The organism is Rhodococcus sp. NPDC127527, from assembly GCF_042672245.1.
In the GTDB taxonomy this organism is placed as follows: Bacteria; Actinomycetota; Actinomycetes; order Mycobacteriales; family Mycobacteriaceae; genus Rhodococcus_G.
In genome coordinates this window covers 1-18197 of record NZ_JBHXVP010000018.1, presented here as the reverse complement: position 1 = coordinate 18197, position 18197 = coordinate 1, and the positions used below count along the sequence as shown (strand labels likewise).

Genomic DNA, 18197 nt, shown 5'->3' with positions numbered 1-18197 from the left:
GTCCAATGGGCTGGTGGACCAGTGGGTCCCGACGCTCCATCACGGTCGCTCCGGCGCAGCCTGTCGCCCTGCTGGTTGACCATCCCACGGTCAAGTGGTGGTGCTGTCCATCAGTTTGTCGCCTGAGGTATTGGCGGCGGGCTCAACTTCCGCTGCGTGGGTCCCAGTTCGTGGCAGCAGCAATGCCACCAACGCGGCGAGTGCGAAGAACACGGCGCAGATGACTAGACCACCACTGAATCCGATGACACCCGCCAGGCCAGCGAGCCCGAAGGGTGCCATCGCGGAAACGCCTCGACCGACGTTGAAGCAGAAGCCTGCACCGGTTGCGCGAGCGCGCGTCGGGAACAGTTCACCGAGGTAGGAGCCGAAAAGACCGAAAAACGCAGTGAACGAACCGAACAGCGGCCCTAGCAACAACAGCGCGGTGTGGTTCGTGGTAAGTGCGTAGATGGGCATGGTCATTGCCACACCAAGAAGGGTGATGATGATCGTCCGTCGTCGCCCGATGTGGTCAGCGATCAAGCCGAATGCGTTGTAGCCCAAGAACATACCCAGGTTGAGGATGGTCACGAATACTGCCACCGATCCGGCGGGGAGGTCTCGTTCGGCAGTGAGGTAGGTCGGAAGCCAGGTCGTCGCACCCCAGTATCCGGTCAGTGCGAGCGCCGCCATCAAAGTACCCAGGAGAGTGGTGCGGCGTAGCGATCCACTGAGCACGTAGCGGACCGAAACGACCTCAGCGGTGTTCTCGGCCTTCTGCGCTGCCCAGCTCGCCGACTCCTTGAAGAAGACGAGCACCACCAGAACCGGGAAGATGACTGCAGTACCGGCCACCAGGAACATCAGCCGCCAGTCCGGGAGAAAGAACCCGGAGATCGCGGCGGCTATCGCTCCGCCAGCGGGGAAGGCGCTGATCACAAATGCCGCGGCACGCCCGCGGCTCTTGGCGGGCCAGGTCTCAACGATGTAGGTCGAGACGACACTCCACACTGCACCGAGCCCAATACCGGCGAAGAATCGCAGGATCATGAACATAGCGAAGTTCGGGACGAACGCCAGGACGGCCGTGAACAGGCCGAACGTGACGAGCGCGGCAATCAGCGCCTTCTTGCGACCGAAGTTGTCGGCGACGTAACCGCCTGCGACACTGCTGAACCCAATGCCGAGCAAGGTGGCCGTAGCCAACAAGCCGGCTTGGGTGACAGACAGACCCATGTCGTGCCGGATCGCCGGCAGTGCCAGCGACAACATTACAATTTCCAGTGCGTCGAATAGGTAGGCGAGAAAGCACCCGCCAAGCACTACCCAGCGTGTACGCCGCATCTCTTCAATACCTCCGTGTTGTGCCGCCAACGTGGTTGGCGGCACTGTCTAAATTATTGGTGGGATCCGTCTTGGCGGACTTACCCGCATCGCACGAGAATCGACGCAGACGTATGGCGTGGCGATCGGGAACGAACGGCGGCACGGAATAGCCTCTCCGTCACTCCTTGATATGCGCGTCGAGTTCGGATGAGCGTGTTCACGCTTGATTTCCGGCCGGCGCGAGAATGCTAGGCCGGAATCGGGGTGGGTTGGAACGCTGCGAGCGTCCACTTGTCTCCGTCGGCGACCCACACGGCGAGGATCTTGCTGTTGAGCGTCTTCGGGGTTCCGTGCATCTCGATCGAACCTTGCATCGTGCCGGTGACCACCGCGGTGTCCTGATAGAGGTCGACCCGCTCGGTGATGTGCGTCAGCGAAAGGTAGACCAGCCGTCGGGAGCGCAGGAGCTCGATGTACTCCTCCCGGGTGTCGGTTGCGGCGTTCGAGTGCGTGTAGCGGACGCGCTCGTCGAGCAGTTCGCCGAGCACAGGTAGGTCCGCCGTCAGCATCGCTGCGTAGCGCTGTTCTTCGAGCTGCTCAATCGTCGTCGTGGCCGGGGTTCCCATTGTGATCCTCAGCTCTCGTTCTCGGTGCCGCGGACGAGTTCGAGCACGGCGGCCATGTCTTTCGCTCCCATGCCGGAATCCAGCGCCCGGTCGAGCGAAAGCGCGACGGCCGTGGCTTGGGGCAGGTGCAGATCGTGTTCGCGTGCCAGCGCGAGCCCCAGTCCGACGTCCTTGTGCAACAGCGACAACGGGAAGGCGACCTCGGTGCCGGTCGGGTCGAGAAAGTGCTCGCGTTTGTAGGCGACGTAGGGGGCCGCGACGGCGCTGGCGGACAGCACCTCGTACAGGGCTGCCGGCTCGAGACCGTCCGCTTCCGCAAGGACCAGTGCCTCAGCAATCCCCTGATTCAGGGAGGCGAGGACAGAGTTCACCGCCAGTTTGGCGACCGAACCCGATCCGACCGGGCCGGTGTGGAACTGCGCCCTGGTCATCGCCGCGAGCAATGGGCGAAGCTGTTCGAAGTGTTCGGTGTCGGTGCCGACCATCGTCGTGATCTGACCGCTTTCGGCGAGGCTGACGCTGCCGGAGACCGGCGCGTCGGCGACGACGACGGCGTGCGTGGCAGCCCGTCGGGCGAGATCTCGGACGGCGGAGGGCCCGACCGTTCCCATGACAACGTGCACGTGACCGGGGTCAGCGCGGTCGACGAGACCGTCGGTACCGAACAACACGGCTTCGGTGGCCGTGGCATCGGGGAGCATGCTGAGCGAGATCTCGGTCGCACCGAGTTCCGCCGGTGTGGCCGCCACGGTGATGTCGACGTCGCGGAGGCATTCGGGGAGGGTGTCGGAGGACAGGTACAGGTCGTACGCGACCACGGTGTGGCCGGCGTCGAGGAGTCGGCGGGCCATGGGCGCTCCCATACGACCGACTCCGGCGAATCCGATGAGCATTGTTGATCTCCTATGGTGCTGTGGCGGTTTCGTCTGCCCGGCGGAGGGCTGCGGGCCGTCCGCCGGGCAGGTGAGGGTCGTTCTCGGTCACCGGTCGTGCCGGTGGATCACGCGGTCGCTGTCCCGTCGGCCGTCCGACGCGGCGGAAAAGCTGTGGCGTCAGACCAGGATCATTCCGCCTTCGATGGCCATGACCTGTCCCGTGACGTAGTCGGAGTCGGGTCCGGCGAGGTACACCGCGGTCGGGGCTAGGTCCTCGGGCTCGGCCGGGCGTCCGAGGATGATGTCGGTGCTCATCGAGTCGAAACCCGAGTCGCCCTCACCGATCTCGTCCAGGTCGGCATCGAGCTTGTCCCACAGCGGGGTGCGCACGACACCCGGCGCGAAGGCGTTGACGGTGATTCCGTGTTCGGCCAGCGCTCGGGCGCCGGCCTGGGTCAGCGAGATGACGGCCGCTTTGCTAGCGCTGTAGGGCGCGAAACTCGGAAATCCTTGCCGCCCTGCGATCGAGGCAGTGTTGATGATCTTTCCGCCGCCGCCCTGCGCGATGAACTGACGGGCAGCCTCCTGGCTGCCGATGACTACTGCGAAGGCGTTAACGCGGAAGATGTCGTTCCACACCTGCTCGGTGATGTCCATGAACTTCTCCGGCTTGTTGAAACCGGCGTTGTTGAAGAAGGCGTCGATTCGGCCGGACCATTCGACGGCCCGGTCGATGGCGCCGCGCACCTGGTCCCGGTCGGTCACGTCCACCGCGACCGCGATGGCCTCGCCTCCGGCGGCGCGGATGGATTCGGCGACAAGGTTGGCTTCGTCGGCGTCGCGGTCGGTGATCACGAGGCGGGCCTTCTCGGCAGCCATTCCCCGTGAGATCGCCGCGCCGATGCCTCGCCCGGCGCCTGTGACAACAATCGTTCGTCCTTCAAGCCTGTTACTCATGACGTTTGTCCTTTACGTGGTGGAGTGGTTGGTGTTTGGCGGGTCTTTTTGTTGGTGGAAGAGCACGTCGCCTGGCGACGTCGAGCGATGCTCCGGTGATGTGGGAGCTAGAAGGCGCGCTGAGGAGGAGGACGATGTTCGCGATGGTCGCCGATTGGCTGGCGACCTATCTGCCCAGCGGGGAGCACCAACTGCGACATTGCCTGTTCTCCTTGGCTTTTCCGATTCGGGGATGGCTATTCGGTGGTGGCGTCACCGAAGCCGCTGGTGCGGCTGCCGGGGAGGCATCCGAACGGGCTGTACTGGTCCATCGACTCGCGGTCGACGACCGGCAGCGGCATGTATGTCTTCTTCGGCAGGGGACGGTCCGCGAGCACGTCGAGCATCGCGGCCAGTGCGTGCCCGGAGTCCCAGCACGTGGACTGGAAGAGGGTGACGGACAAGGCACCGGAGCGGAGCATCGGAGGTGCGGTGTCGTAGTAGCCGCTCGCGATCAGTTTGACCTTTCCGGTCAGGCCGGCGGCCTGCAGCGCCTGCGCGGCGCCGGTGGCGCTGACGTCGTCGGGGGTGACGACCGCGTCGATCCGGTCTCCGAACCGGCTCAGTAGTGCGCTGGCCGCGCCCTGTCCGATGTTCTGGTCGAAGTTGCCTGGTTGCGAGCCGAGCAGTGTGATTCCGGGGTAGGCCTTCAATGCGTCGAACAGCCCGTTCTGGCGGTTGATCGCAGCAGCGTTGCCGGGAGTTCCGCTGACGTAGACGTAGTTGCCCTTGCCGCCGAGGACGCGGGCGAGTTGTTCGCCCTGGATTCTGCCGACTCGTACGTCGTTGGGGCCGGTGAACACGTGGTAGTGAGCGTCTGCTTCGGGCGGAGCCTCTGAGTTGGACACGTTGACGGGGATGCCCGCCCGTTCGGCCTCCAGCAGCATGGGGAGCTCGGCGCCGTGTAGGGCCGGCCACAACACGATGCCGTCGACTCGCTTCGCGATGGCGATCTTCATCTGCGCCGACTGGACGGTCGCGTCGTAGTTCGAGTTCATCACGAAGACGTCGACGCCGAGTTCGTCGGCGGCCTGGTAGAGCGACGACACGTAGTTGCGGCCGTACTGGTTGTTCTTGTCCATCGGTACGAGCACCGCGATCTGCGGTCGTTCGGCGGAGGCGGTCGACGCGCTCGGCGTGGACGAGCATCCGGTCAGAAGCACGGCCGTGGCAGCCATCGATGCTGCGAGCCAGCGTAGTTTCGACATTCTGGTTCCCTTCATCGCGCAGTCTCCGCGAGCGCATCGGACGTGTTGCGTGACAGCCGTGCCCGTTCGATCCGGATGATCTGCAGCAGGGAGTGGTGCTGTCCAGTGAGAATGATTGCGAGGAACAGGATCACGCCCACCACCGTGTTCTCGGCGCTCGAGTCGAGTCCGCCCATCTGCAGTCCGATGCTGATCGAGCCGAGGGCGAAGGCGCCGAGTACGGCGCCGACGACGCTCGCCCGTCCGCCAGCCAGGTTCGCGCCGCCGATCACTGCGGCCGCGATCGAAAGCATCACCACGGTCGAACCGAGGTTGGGAGATCCCGCGCCCAGGTCGATCGTGGCCAGGACACCCGCCAGTCCGGAAATGCCACCGCAAACGCAGAACGCGAGGAGGGTGCGCGCGGTGACGGGGATGCCGGCCGCCCGTGCGGCCCCGCGGTTGCCGCCGATGGCGAAGAGGTCTCGTCCCGAGTGGGTCCGGGCCATGGTCCACCACACGGCAACACTGACGGCAACGGCAACCAGCACCGCCGGGGTGATTTGACCGAGGATCGGCGGGGCGAACGACATCGCCGCTTCCTGGTCGGGCAGGGTAACCGGGCCGCCACTGGTGATCGCAAGAGCCAACCCGTAGAGAGTGATCTGCGTTGCGAGGGTGGCGACGAAGGAGCTGATCCCGACCTTGGCGACGAGAAGTCCGTTGACGATGCCGACGACGATTCCCGCGAGCGCCCCGCAGACCACACCGACGAGCAGGTTGGGTGAGACGGTCGATGTCACGGCGGCGGCCACAGCCATCGTCGAGCCGACACTCAGGTCGATCTCCCCGAGGACGAGCACTGGGACGAGCGCGACGGCGACGAGCCACACGGGCACGATGCTGGCGGCGATGATGCCGTACGAGCCGAGGGCAGTGGGCTGGAAGACCAGCAGTGCCACGATGATCGCGGCAAGGAGGAGGGAACACCGCGACAGCGGCGAACTGAAAAGATTCTTGGTGTTCATGATGCACTCCGACGGCCGAGCACCGCAGTCACTGCGAGCGTTGCGACGATGACGATTCCCTGGATGAACTGCTGCCAGTGGTAGGGAAGGCCCACGAGCGACAGCAGGTCGAGAAGAACCTGTAGGAAGAGCACGCCGGCGACGGTGCCCACGATGGTGCCCTTGCCGCCGAGCAGCGCGGTACCGCCGACGACGACCGCGGCCAGGGCCATGAAGTCGTATCCGGCAGACATAGTCGACACGGCGCTCGAGCTGTAGCCGGCCAGGATCATCCCGGCCAGCGCGGCGCCCACGGAGCAGAGCGCGAACGCCGACCACAGTGATCGGGAGGTCGATATGCCTGCGACCTTGGCGGCAGCGCGGCGGGTTCCGGTGGCGCGCAGGCGAAGTCCGAAAATAGTACGGGTAAGCAGCAGATGAGCCAGGACTGCGACCGCGACGAACACCAGGAACGGGACGGGGAGGACTCCGACGCTCGAGCTTCCGATCGTGGCCAGCAGGCCAGGGCCGCCACTGTACTGGGCGCCACCGGTAAAGGTTTCAAGGATCCCGATGCCCGCTGTGGCGGTGGCGAGGGTGACGATCACCCCGTTGCCACCGAGCGGACCTGTTCCGAGCGCGTTCACCAGTGAGAAGAGCAGGCACGCGGCGAGTGCGGCCGTGATCGAGATCCACGGTCCGTGGTCGCGCAAGACGGTCGCGACCGTTGCAGCGACTGCCATCTGCGGCACCACCGAGAGGTCGACGATGCTGCCGGAAACGACGACGAACGTCATCCCGACGGCGACGAGCCCGAGGAACGCGGCATCCCGCAAGACCGTCTCGACGTTCTGCGTCGAGGTGAATCCGTCCACGAACAGGATTCCACCGAGTGCCAGGAGCGCGAGTGCGGCGGCGACAACGGTCGTGGTCGGATTTCTGCGGATCGAGTCCAGCAGGCCATTCGTTGCCGGCACCGTCACTGGTGCCGCGCTGGATGATGCCGCGGCGTGGTATTCGGCTTCGCCGGGCTTGGTCAATTCGGTGGTCATGCTGTCACCACGTTCCGGTGTCCAGCGGCGAGTCCGACGAGCATCTGCTCGTCGGCGTCGGCCGCAGCGAGTTCGGTGACCAGGCGGCCGTCACGAATGACGAGCAGTCGGTCACTGAGAGTGAGCAGTTCATCGATGTCCGAGGACGCGACCAACACCGCCATCCCGGTGTCGGTGAGGTCGCGGATCAGCCGGTGCAGGTCAGCCTTCGCCTCGACGTCCACGCCTCGGGACGGTTCGTCGAGGATCAGCAGGGACGGCGTGGTCACCAGCCAGCGGCCGAAGGCCACCTTCTGCTGGTTGCCGCCACTCAGCGAGGAGACAGGGGAGGTGGGTGCAGCGGGGCGTAGTCCCACCCGGGCCCCCATCACCTTCGCGAGCCGTTCCATCCGTCGCCGGGAGAGATGACCGAACCGGGACTGAGTCCGGGGTGAGCACAGGGTGAAGTTCTCGCTGATCGACATCTCCTGGACCACACCTTCGACGCGCCGCTCTTCGGGCACGTAACCGATACCCGCCCGCATCGCGGATCCGTAGGAGGTGATGGTGTGGCGGCGACCGTCGGCATGGACCTCAACGACGCCACCGGTCTTGGGTTCGAGGCCCACGATTGCCCGCAGGAGTTCGGTTCGCCCGGCGCCGACGAGTCCGGCGAGGCCGAGGACCTCACCGGCCCGGACCTCCAGGGACGTGCCATGCACGCCGGGCGCTCGGAGGTCGTGGACTGCCAGCACCGGGTCGCCGACGGCCGCGTGCGCGCGGGTGCGGGGCGCCCGTTTCGCGGACGCCGGGCGTCCGACCATCAGCTCGACAAGCGCGTCCGCCGAGGTGCCAGACAGTTCGATGGTGTCGACGAGGTGCCCGTCGCGCAGGACGGTGGCCCGGCCGCACAGGGCATAGATCTCGGGCAGACGGTGCGAGATGTAGATGACGGTCATTCCCGCCTCGCGCAGCCGTGTGAGCATGGCGAGTAGTCGCTCGGTCTCCTCGGGGGTGAGCGAGGCGGTGGGCTCGTCGAGGATCAGGACCTTCGGCTCGATCTGCAGCGCCTTGGCGATCTCGACGAACTGTGCGATCGCGGTCGGCAGGGTTCCGACGTTGATGTCCACGTCGAGGTCCATCCCGACCCGGGCCAGCAGCTCGCTCGCCCGAGCGCGCATGGCGGCGCGGTTGATCAAGCCACGCCGACCGGGAATCGTTCCGAGGCAGATGTTCTCAGCCACGCTCAGGTCAGGGCACAGGCTCAGCTCCTGGTGGACGAGCGCGACACCGGCCTCCCGGGCAGCGTGCGGATCGTGGTGAATCACCGCGCCGCCGATCTCGACTGCCCCGGAATCGGGTACCACGAGTCCTGCGATGGTCTTCATCAACGTCGACTTGCCGGCACCGTTCGCGCCGATGATCGCGTGGCACTCCCCAGCCGTGACGGTCATTGAGACCTCGCTGAGGGCGGCGACACCGCCGAACCGCTTGCTCACGTCGCGGACCGTGACGGCTGGCAGGGCGCCGGATGCCGATGACACGGGGGTTGCCGTCGGGGGCGAGTCGTCGGGCAGGTCGGACTCTCGAGTCACGAGGAGCCTCCTCATGGGATGTCGGCGTAGATGGGAGCCGAAGGGTGATGGTGGCTGCACAGCGTATGTGCAGTCACACAGAACATGTCTAGTGATGTATGACACATGATGGTCGATCCAAAGTCAATACCCCTTGCCTCGATGGGCGGGGCAGAGACCGTGACCGACTTCGGTCGGAACGCCAAAGCACGAACGGTTGCAGTTGAACTCTGAGCGTGAGTGCAGGTCACAAGCATTTCTTGGCACGACAGACGACGCGGAACACGTACCCGACCGGGCGCCCCCGGAACGTATCGCGCGAGGGGCGAAGCTGCACCAAACCGGCGGTATCCGTGTAGCCCTAGTGAACATTCGGGTGTTGGCTGGACAATGTCTCGCGAGTGGGCGCCTGATCCGGCTGACTGGAACCCCTGCCCCAGTCAGCTCGGCCGCATCCGCGCAGCCGCTGACCCCATGTCCAGGGTTCCACAGACACGCAGGGCCACAGGCCTACAACGCCCTGGCCCTGCAGTGCCGCAGTGTCGGACTGAACGGGAATCAGGACGAGGGTTGCGCGCGGAGGTGAACGAAAAAGGAAGAGGCCCACGCAGAGCCGGCCTTCACCGCCGTGGCCACGAGATTCGCTCGCGGGTTGATACACCGAAGTCCCGTGCGATCTCGGTGAGCACCGCCGGCGGGAGATGGACAGCAGCGTAGCCTTGCCCCGGGTCTGGGCGACGATCTCGGTCTAGGCGGGAGCGAGCACGATGTCGAAGCGTGTGCGTGCCCAGGGCTGGTCACCGAGGTCGCGGCCGTCCGGTGTCGTTGTTCCTGCCGGCTGCTCCGCGAAGTCCTTGATCAGCGACTCCATCACCCCGAACACCGAGTCCTTGTCGAGAAGCTCGTCACCGCGGACGAAGATGTGCGTGATCAGGGTGCGTTTGCCCTCGGCGGTGACCATGAAGTGCAGGTGCGAGGCCCTCATCGGCGAGCGCCCGACCGCCTCGAGCAAGTTCCCGACCGGCCCGTCGTGCGGAATCGGATAGGGGGTGGGGGTGAGTCCCCAGAAGCTGTAGGCGCCCTCGGCATCGGTGAACAGATGGGCGCGGGCCGCGACTCGATCGTCGGAGTACTGGACGTCGTAGTACCCCTCGTCGTCTGCCTCCCAGACCTCGATTCGCGCCCCCGCAACAGGGTTGCCGTCGATATCCGTTACGCGACCTTCGACCCAACAGGGTTGACCGGACGCGCTGTTGGCGATGTCCCCGCCGTGCTCGATGTGCGGAGCGTCCTCGACGAAGAAGGGCCCGAACACGGTTGCCTCGGTCGCCGTGGAGACGGCCTCGTTGTTGACGGTGACGGTCTGCATCGACGCGCCGAACACGTCGGACAGGAGAATGAACTCCTGCCGCTTGTCGTCGGTGATGTGACCGACAGCGGTGAGGAACTCGATCGCCTTGTTCCATTCGGCTTCGGTGAGGCGGACCTCGCGGATGAAGGCGTGGACATGCTCGGTCAGCGCACACATCAGGTACCGAAGGCGGTCGTCGTCCGCGCCGGCGAAGCTCGCGATCACCCGGTCGGTGAGCGCACGCTCGCGTGCGCTCTGTTCGTCGGCGATCGTTGTGGTTTGAGGGTCGTGGTCGATGCTCATGATTGAGCCTCCTCCGAGGTCAATTCTGTTCCTGCCCAGGCCGCATGCAACAAGGCGGCCAGGGAATCCTTGGTGACCGGACGTGGGTTCGAGGCAGGCACGACAGGGAGGACTAGCTCGACTGCCCCCTCCAGGTCCTCTTCCCGAAGCCCGTAGTCACGCAGGGCAGTCGGCGCGTCCAGCGTCCGTCGAAGGGACGCGAGCCCCTCGACTGCTGTGGCGGATCCGAAAGCCGACGCGATTCGGTCGGCAGCGCGCCCGGCGGCTCGAGCGTTGTACTCGAGGACGTACTGGAGCACCACCGCGTGTGTCTGCGCGTGAGGAAGGTTGTACGCGCCACCGAGAACGTGGCAGATCTTGTGGTGCAGACCCGACCCGGCGGACGCGAAGGCGACGGCCGACAGGTAGGCGCCGTACAGGGTCTGTTCGTGGCCGCTCAGCGAGGCCGGATCACTCTTGATCACCGGAAGCCCAGTCGCGAGTGCACGAACAGCCTCGATTGCGAGGGCCTGATTGATCGGATCGGCCCGCGGGGCCCACATCGAGTCGATGCTGTGCGCGAGCGCGTTCAACCCAGATGCGACGCTCAGCTCCACAGGCAAGGAGAGCATCGAGGTCGCGTCGTAGATCACGGTGGCAGGCAGAACCCTGTTGTCGACGCCGGTCGTCTTGCGCGCAGCCTCGGTCAGTCCCCAAACATTGGTCGCCTCTGAGCCCGCATAAGTTGTCGGAACTGCGACGATTGGCAATCCGGTGGTCAGCGCCACGGCCTTCGCGAGGCCGGTCGTCGACCCGCCCCCGATGCTCACCAGCAGATCGATGCCGTGTTCCTGCGCGGCGGCGCGTGCCTTGTCGGCCTTCTCCACTGGAACGTGTGGTGCAACATCGGAGTAGTTCAGCGCGGGTTCGATACCGCGGCAGATCTCGGCGGCCAGCGCCTGCTCGCTGTCGCCGGCGATCACCATCACGGAAGAAGCACCGAATCGGGCGACCTCCGCGCTCAGATTCTCGGCAGCCTTACCTGAGGCGAACAGAACGCGTTGACCGAGTGTGTCGTGGTCGAATTCGAGCATGACGTCCTCCAGAACGGTGGTGTGTGAGGCGGTCTGATCGCGGTGCGCGTCAGCTGGAGACAGGTCGCGGCGTCGGCTGATAGGCGAGTAACAGCCAGGCGCCGTCTTCGTTCACCCAGACGGCGATGGAGTTGTTGACCAGTTCCTTATCGGTGCCGCCCGCTGTGATCGAGGCATTCATCTCGCCGACGACCACCGCGGTATCCCCCACTACCAGCACGTCGTCGACCGGGTGGTCGATCCGGTGGTAGACGTAAAATCCCGTGGCGCACTTGTCCATATAGGACTCGATCGAGTCTCGAGCGCCGTTCGAATGGGTGTACACCAGGTCCGGATGGCACAGGCTCCGGAACGCGGCGAAGTCCTTCTCGACGACCGCCTGGTAGCGCTTGTCCTCCAGTGCCAGGATCTCGGCCTTCGTGGCGCCAACCTTGTCCAACACGTTCTGGGGGGCCATGGGGAATCACTCTCTTCAAGGGGAACCGGCAGAACTGCCGTGATCCAAAACGTAGGTACACACAGCCCGAGTGTCAACTAGCACAAGACATTTTTCCTGGACGTAGCGTGAGGTCACCTTCCCGGTTCCGGCACCGCGCCAACCTCCCTATCTCAACGTCAGTGCAGGTAAAGACACTTGAGGTGGGTCCTAGATGGGGCGGATCGCAGCAACCTTGACAAAGTGACTCACCGCACAGTTCAATCTATAGAGGACATTGATTGCAGGAATGGTGAACATTTGGGGCTTTGAGGTCTCTGTATCGGGCCTCGGTTCACCCCCGCATTCCAGACGGATGCCCCCTCTCGGGCGACGACCGATTCCATACCGGGAATCGACACTGATGAAAGGTTCAGATCAATGAAGGCACTGAGGTTCGTCGGAGAGAGCTCCGCCAAGGTGGAGGACATCGCAATACCGGCGATCGCCGCGGACGAGGTCCTCGTCGCCGCTCGGTCGGTCGGGGTGTGCCACTCGGACATCGAATTGCTCGAAGGCCGCTACATCATCCCGTTCGAGTACCCCATCATCCCGGGCCACGAGTGGTCCGGCGAGATCGTCCAGGTCGGTGCCGACGTCGAGAACTTCGCCGTCGGAGACCGGGTCGTCGGCGAGTGCGTGATCGGTGAGGACCACTTCGGCTTCTCGATCAGCGGTGCGGCAGCGGACTTCTTCGTCGCGAAACCGGCATGGCTGCACAAACTCCCTGACGAGGTGTCATTCACCAGCGGCGCACTCGTCGAGCCCTTCAGTGTTGGCTACTACGGGCTCATGCAGGCCGGAAACGTCAACGCCAGCGACGTACTCGTCGTGCTCGGCGCCGGTCCCATCGGCCTGTGCGTCGTCGCCGCCGGCGCCGCGCTGGGCGCCACGACGATCGTCGTCGAGCCGAACGAGGGCCGCCGGAGGGCCGCACTCGAACTCGGTGCCGCCTTCGCCGCGACACCGGACGAGGTCGAGGGGGTCCTGGCGCGCGAGAGCAACGGACGCGGCGCAGATATCGTGATCGAGGCGACCGGTCGACCCGAGGCCATGGCGACCGCCCTGGAAATCGCCGCCTTCCGCGGACGCGTCGTCTACATCGGAATCGACGTCGGCAAGTCTGCACCGGCCAAGCTCGGCCTCATCCAGTCCAAGGAGCTCCAGATCCGGGGCGCGATCGGGTCGCCCGGAGTATGGCCCGCCACGCTGCGGTTCATCGCCAAGAGCGGCCTCGACCTCAGTCAGCTGGTGACCAAGCAGTTCCCCATCGACAGCGCGCTCGCCGCACTCGACGAGGCGCAGAAACCCGCAGAGAACATCAAGGTCCACATCCAACTCGACGCGACGCTCTGACCGCCGCGCCTTCCCCACCGAGGATCCAAATGAACCGCATGCACGACAAGATCGCGATCGTCACCGGCGCCGGCAACGGCATGGGCCGCGCCATCGCCACTCTGTTCGCCAAGCAGGGCGCAATGGTCGCAGTGACCGACGTGTCCGAAGCGGACGGCCACGAGACCGTCCGGCTCATCAACAGCGAAGGCGGCCGCGCCGAATTCTGGCGCCTGGACGTCAGCAGCGAGGCGAACGTCTCCACTGTCTTCGACGACGTCAGGGCGGTATTCGGCAAGATCGACGTCCTGGTCAACAACGCCGGCATCTCCGGAGTCGACAAGCCCACCGACGAGGTCACCGAGTCCGAGTGGGATGCCGTCTTCGCCGTCGACGTCAAGGGTGTGTTCTTCTGCACCAAGCACGTGATCCGGCACCTGCGAGAGAACAACGGCGGATCGATCGTCAACATCTCCTCGATCTACGGCCTGGTTGGCTCACACGAGATGGCGCCCTACCACGCCGCCAAGGGTGCAGTGACCCTGATGACGAAGAAGGATGCCGCCACGTACGGCGTCGACCACATCCGCGTCAACTCCGTCCACCCCGGCACGATCCTCACCCCGTTCGTGCGCGAACTGGCCGAGCGGAGCGAAGGCGGGCTGCGCGGCTACCTCGACATCATGGAGCCCAAGCATCCGATCGGGCACGTCGGCGAGCCCGACGACGTCGCCCAGGCCGTGTTGTTCCTCGCCAGCGACGAGGCCCGCTTCGTGCACGGGGCCTCGCTCGTCGTCGACGGCGGCTACACCGCCGTCTGATCATCCACCCGCCCACTGAGACCTTCCCGGAGGATCGATGAACACCTTTGCCGCACTGGACAAGACACGCCCATTCATCAAGTCGAGCGATCCCAGCCGGCCCCACGGCATGTTCTCCGGGAAGGTCGCTGTAGTCACCGGTGCAGCCGGTGGACTCGGAGCTGCAGTGGCCGGTTCACTCGTCACGGCTGGCGCCACGGTGGTCGTCGCGGACCTTGGTCACGAAGCCGGCGAAGCGGTGACCGCCGACCTCAACAACCTTGCTGCGGAGGGGGAAACCGGCGGCAAGGCAGTCTTCCGGCGTCTCGACGTCACCGATCCGTCGAGCGTGACCGAGACGGTCGAATGGGTGAATACCTCGATCGGGTCCACCGATGTGCTCGTCAACGCCGCAGGCATCGTGGAGAATTCGGAAGCACTCGAACTCGACGATCGCACGTGGGAACGCACCCTGGGCATCAACCTGACCGGCCTGTTTCGATGCACCCGGGAGTTCGCCCACACGATGATCGGACGAGGCGGTGCCATCGTCAACTTCTCCTCCATCGCGGCAGCAATCGCCGTCCAGCCCGAACGGCACCTCGCATACGACGTCTCCAAGGCCGGTGTGTCCCAGCTGACGCGCGTACTTGCGGCCGAATGGGCCGAGCACGGGATCCGGGTGAACGCGGTGGCCCCGGGCAGGGTCGACACTCCGCTCCTCCGGTCCCTGACGACCGAGCACCCGGCCATCTTCGACGAGTGGGTCGAACAGGTTCCCATGCGCCGCCTTGTCCATCCTCAGGAAGTCGCCGACGGCGTCGTCTTCCTCGCATCCCAGAACGCGTCCGCCATCACCGGACAGACCCTGTTCATCGATGGCGGAATCACCATTATCTGAAAGCAGTTTCGTGACCATCTTGTCAACGGCGTCACCGACAGTTAGTCGGCGATCCTCCCCCAGCCCTCACGCATTCGACCGGTTGTGATCACCGCCGCCGTGGTACCTGCCCTGGGCGGATACTGGTTCGGCTTCGACACCGGCGTCATCTCCGGCGCCTTACTCTCGATGGTAGAGGACCACTCGCCGTCGGAAGGTGCAAAGCAGAGACCCTGGAAGAGGTCTCGGAAGACCTCATAGACCGGGCCGACACCTGATACCGGTCACGAAGCCGACTGTGGCCCAATCGCTCCTGGAACGATTGGGCCACACGTTTTTCTGCGCCACCACCCATGAAACAGGATCTGATCAGTGCTGGCGCCCGACGACGAACCAGATCGCCACGCACGTCTCGTCGTTCGGGTTGCTGAGCCGATGAGGGATCGACGAGTCGAAGTGCAGGCTGTCCCCCGACTCGAGGACCTGACGCGCGAACGCCACCTGAACTTCGAGCCGGCCAGACAGGATGTGGATGTACTCCTTGCCCCCATGGTTCATCAGGTTGTCCGCGGGGCACGACTCGGTACCCGGCGGGTAGGTCACCCGCAGGAACTCGACCTCAGGGTCGTCATCGGGAGTCAGGCGTTCCCACCGAACCCCACCCAAGTACAACTCGGGCCGCTCGTCGGCCCGCTGTAGACCTGGCAGCGCGCCGACCTCAGGCAGAGCAACGACATTCGAGCCGGAACCGCCACCGACAGCGTGCGAGACGGAACCGCCGGAGACTGGTGCGGAGCGGGACTCCTCGACGGCCGTCACGCCCTCACCCAGGTTACGGGGCGCGGCGTCCTCCGCCATCAACGAATCCAATGACAACCCCAGCTCCGTGACCATGGCGTACAGCGTGCCCACCGACGGAGCGGCTCGCCCCAGCTCCACCTGCGAGACGAAGCTCGGAGACAGATTCACCCTGCGCGCCAGCTCTCGCAGCGACATCTTCGCCGCCTTCCTCGCCGAGCGCAGGCGCTTCCCCATCTGGACATTCTTGTCCTGGGCGGCGCCATTCCCGGCCGTTGGCAACGCACCGGCGGCGTCGTCGTCCACCTGGGCGGTAATCGCAGACTCGCTCATGTCGGTCCCTGTCCCCGTTCTGTCGTGTGGCGTGGAACGCATGCGCAACGATGTCGCCCTTTACTGCACATGCTGTACCTCACATTCTCGCATCATCCTTTGCAGGAAACAGCATCCGAATAGTCAATACGCGGCAATGGGTACTTGGGACACACCTTGGTGCACGTTCTTCTCACTGGACATGTCCAGTGCTACTCTACATTTACAGACGATGACGCGGGTCACATCCGCAGGTTCGACGAGGAGATCCCCCATGGCACAGACGATGAAGGCTGCCGTGTACTACGGCGCACACGACATCCGCATCGAGGACGTTCCAGTTCCCACGCCCGGCGAAGGTGAAGCGCTCGTGCGGGTACTGCGCTCAGGCATATGCGGGACGGATGCCTCCGAGTGGGTGGCCGGGCCGAAGACCTTTCCCGTCGAACGCCGCCACCCCAACAGCGGCCACCTGGGGCCGATCATCCCCGGGCACGAGTTCGTCGGCGAGATCGTCGTCGCCGACCCGAACTCCGCATTCGTTTTGGGTGACCTTGTTGCCAGCGGAGCGGGTGTTTGGTGCGGACAGTGCCGCCGCTGCCGAGAAGGGCGCACCAACCAATGTTCGACCTACCAGACGTTGGGGCTCAACGTTAATGGCGGTATGGCCGAGTACGCTGCCGTGCCGTCGAAGACCCTGCGCCGTCTCCCTGACGGCCTCACCGTGGCCCACGCCGGCTTGGCCCAGCCCCTCGCCGTGGGCATTCACGCCGCCCGACGATCCGGCGCCCGCGACGGCGACAACGTCGTCGTCATCGGCGCCGGAGCAATTGGCTCGTTCGTACTCGCCGGGCTCAAGCACCTCGGCGATCTCAGCGTCACGGTCATCGACTTCCCCGGAAAGCGGCTCGACCGGGCTACCCGGCTCGGCGCTGACCGGACGCTGACGCCGTCGGACACGATTGCCACCGATGTCATGGACGTTCTCGGCGGCGCGAGGCCCGATGTGGTGATCGAAGCCAGCGGGGCACCCGGACAGCTCGCATCCGCGTTGCAAATGGTCACCGACGGCGGCCGGGTACTGGCTGTGGGAATCCCGAAGGAGAAGCCGGCGATCGATATTCACTCCATGGTCTTCCGCGAGATCACCCTCGACTCCACCCTCGCGCACGTGTGCGACACCGACCTGCCCGCGGCCCTGGAGATCCTGGCCATGGGGCCACTCGGACATGAGCTGGCCGAAGACCCGGTGGCGCTCGACCAGCTCGGCGCCTGCCTCGACCGCCTGGCCAACGGTCAGGTCGAGGGCAAGGTTCTCATCGACCCCCGGATCTGACGAAGACAAGGCGCGAAGGGGCACCCCGGGACACGTCCTCGCCGAGACGATCAACGGCCTCCACAAGGCCGAACTGATCAAGGCCCAAGGTCCGTGGCGGACCGTTGACCAGGTCGAAGTCGCCACCCCCGAATGGGTCGACTGGGCAACCACCCCATCCATCCATCTCCAGGGCCACCATCGCTCGGCCGGCTCGCCTTTCTCTCTCGTCTCTCTAGTACGCCTGGATAGGCCCGAGCTCACCGCGCAGCGTGACGCTGCCGTCGGCGGCTCGCACGACGAACACGAGTGCGGCCTGCGCGGAAATCCGTCAATGCTTGGCCGCACATGTGGCCAAGCCTCTTCGGCGAACGCTTTTGCATTGTCGAAGCCCAGAACTCCACCCACCCTTGAGAAGGAAGCCATGAATTCGAACGACTCCCCCTCACGCCGTAGCGCCCGCATCGCAGGCCTCGGCGCAGCAGCCGCCGTCACGATCGGCCTGATGTCGACGGGCGCGGCCAACGCCGACACCTTCGTGCCGCTGCCGGACGGATCCAAGGCCACCCCCGGCGTCGTCGTGTCCCGCACCGGCGAGAGCGCCCTCATCTCCCCGTCCCTCGCCGCCAACGGCGCCGGACGCACCGCCTGGGTCTCGGGCACCGTCACCGCCGACGTCTCGTCCATCACCAAGGACGGCGAGGTCGGCCCCTACAACGGCCAGACCAACATCCCCGGCACCAACAACTCGTCCACACACGGGATCTCACGGATCAGCACCGGCTACATCGTCGGCTGCCAGGTCGACATCACCGGCCTCGGCGGCTCCATCGGCGCAAGCCTCGACCTGAGCGGCCCGTCGATGAACGCCTCCCTGACCGTCCCCGTCGCCGCCGGCCAGGTCAAGTTCGTCAACATCACCGGCAAGGACATCAAGAAGAACGGCAAATA

At 65.2% G+C, this 18197-nt stretch carries 17 protein-coding genes; 5 read left to right on the top strand and 12 right to left on the bottom strand.

Annotation, left to right across the window (positions count from 1 at the left end; genetic code table 11):
- Nucleotides 1-90: 90 nt before the first annotated feature.
- From ACFVH2_RS22630 to ACFVH2_RS22580, 11 genes are all read right to left on the bottom strand, one after another.
- Nucleotides 91-1371, bottom strand: a complete 1281-nt coding sequence (locus ACFVH2_RS22630; protein WP_378427541.1) for an MFS transporter — start codon at nt 1369-1371, stop codon at nt 91-93.
- A 185-nt stretch (nt 1372-1556) separates the two neighbouring features.
- Nucleotides 1557-1934, bottom strand: a complete 378-nt coding sequence (locus ACFVH2_RS22625) for a nuclear transport factor 2 family protein (protein ID WP_378427539.1) — start codon at nt 1932-1934, stop codon at nt 1557-1559.
- Nucleotides 1935-1942: 8 nt separating this feature from the next.
- Nucleotides 1943-2827 (bottom strand): NAD(P)-dependent oxidoreductase, encoded by an 885-nt coding sequence (locus ACFVH2_RS22620; RefSeq protein WP_378427537.1) that lies wholly within the window; start codon nt 2825-2827, stop codon nt 1943-1945.
- Between the two features lie 159 nt (nt 2828-2986).
- Nucleotides 2987-3766 (bottom strand): SDR family NAD(P)-dependent oxidoreductase, encoded by a 780-nt coding sequence (locus tag ACFVH2_RS22615; RefSeq protein WP_378427535.1) that lies wholly within the window; start codon nt 3764-3766, stop codon nt 2987-2989.
- Nucleotides 3767-4002: 236 nt separating this feature from the next.
- On the bottom strand, nt 4003-4983 hold the full coding sequence (locus tag ACFVH2_RS22610) for a sugar ABC transporter substrate-binding protein (protein ID WP_378427533.1): 981 nt from the start codon (nt 4981-4983) through the stop codon (nt 4003-4005).
- Nucleotides 4984-5024: 41 nt separating this feature from the next.
- Nucleotides 5025-6020, bottom strand: a complete 996-nt coding sequence (locus tag ACFVH2_RS22605) for an ABC transporter permease (protein ID WP_378427531.1) — start codon at nt 6018-6020, stop codon at nt 5025-5027.
- Nucleotides 6017-7051 (bottom strand): ABC transporter permease, encoded by a 1035-nt coding sequence (locus tag ACFVH2_RS22600; protein WP_378427529.1) that lies wholly within the window; start codon nt 7049-7051, stop codon nt 6017-6019. Before ACFVH2_RS22600 ends, ACFVH2_RS22605 begins: the two co-directional genes overlap by 4 nt.
- Complete coding sequence (locus tag ACFVH2_RS22595) at nt 7048-8625, bottom strand: sugar ABC transporter ATP-binding protein (RefSeq protein WP_378427527.1); 1578 nt, start codon at nt 8623-8625, stop codon at nt 7048-7050. The genes ACFVH2_RS22600 and ACFVH2_RS22595 overlap by 4 nt, the downstream gene beginning before the upstream one ends.
- 727 nt (nt 8626-9352) lie before the next feature.
- Entirely contained in the window at nt 9353-10258 is a 906-nt protein-coding gene (locus ACFVH2_RS22590; RefSeq protein ID WP_378427526.1) for a dioxygenase, read from the bottom strand.
- The gene (locus ACFVH2_RS22585) at nt 10255-11331 is read right to left on the bottom strand and encodes a maleylacetate reductase (protein WP_378427524.1); all 1077 of its coding nucleotides are present in this window, start codon (nt 11329-11331) and stop codon (nt 10255-10257) included. The genes ACFVH2_RS22590 and ACFVH2_RS22585 overlap by 4 nt, the downstream gene beginning before the upstream one ends.
- Nucleotides 11332-11380: 49 nt before the next feature.
- A complete protein-coding gene (locus ACFVH2_RS22580; protein ID WP_378427522.1) occupies nt 11381-11788 on the bottom strand; it encodes a nuclear transport factor 2 family protein in 408 nt (135 codons plus the stop codon).
- Between the two features lie 399 nt (nt 11789-12187).
- Here ACFVH2_RS22580 and ACFVH2_RS22575 point away from each other — a divergent pair, with 399 nt between their 5' ends.
- Genes ACFVH2_RS22575 through ACFVH2_RS22565 form a run of 3 tightly spaced genes read left to right on the top strand, consistent with a single transcriptional unit; the run spans nt 12188 to nt 14842 of the window.
- Entirely contained in the window at nt 12188-13162 is a 975-nt protein-coding gene (locus ACFVH2_RS22575) for a zinc-binding dehydrogenase (protein WP_378427520.1), read from the top strand.
- Nucleotides 13163-13191: 29 nt separating this feature from the next.
- Nucleotides 13192-13962, top strand: a complete 771-nt coding sequence (locus ACFVH2_RS22570) for an SDR family NAD(P)-dependent oxidoreductase (protein ID WP_378427518.1) — start codon at nt 13192-13194, stop codon at nt 13960-13962.
- A 37-nt stretch (nt 13963-13999) separates the two neighbouring features.
- The gene (locus tag ACFVH2_RS22565; RefSeq protein WP_378427516.1) at nt 14000-14842 is read left to right on the top strand and encodes an SDR family NAD(P)-dependent oxidoreductase; all 843 of its coding nucleotides are present in this window, start codon (nt 14000-14002) and stop codon (nt 14840-14842) included.
- A 348-nt stretch (nt 14843-15190) separates the two neighbouring features.
- Here ACFVH2_RS22565 and ACFVH2_RS22560 read toward each other — a convergent pair whose 3' ends face one another.
- Nucleotides 15191-15925, bottom strand: coding sequence for a helix-turn-helix domain-containing protein (locus ACFVH2_RS22560; RefSeq protein ID WP_378427514.1), 735 nt, complete (start codon nt 15923-15925; stop codon nt 15191-15193).
- 280 nt (nt 15926-16205) lie between these two features.
- Between ACFVH2_RS22560 and ACFVH2_RS22555 the strand changes: the two genes are divergently transcribed.
- Complete coding sequence (locus ACFVH2_RS22555; protein ID WP_378428736.1) at nt 16206-17267, top strand: zinc-binding dehydrogenase; 1062 nt, start codon at nt 16206-16208, stop codon at nt 17265-17267.
- A 403-nt stretch (nt 17268-17670) separates the two neighbouring features.
- A partial coding sequence (locus ACFVH2_RS22550) for an MspA family porin (protein ID WP_378475728.1) occupies nt 17671-18197 on the top strand: 527 nt, incomplete at its 3' end.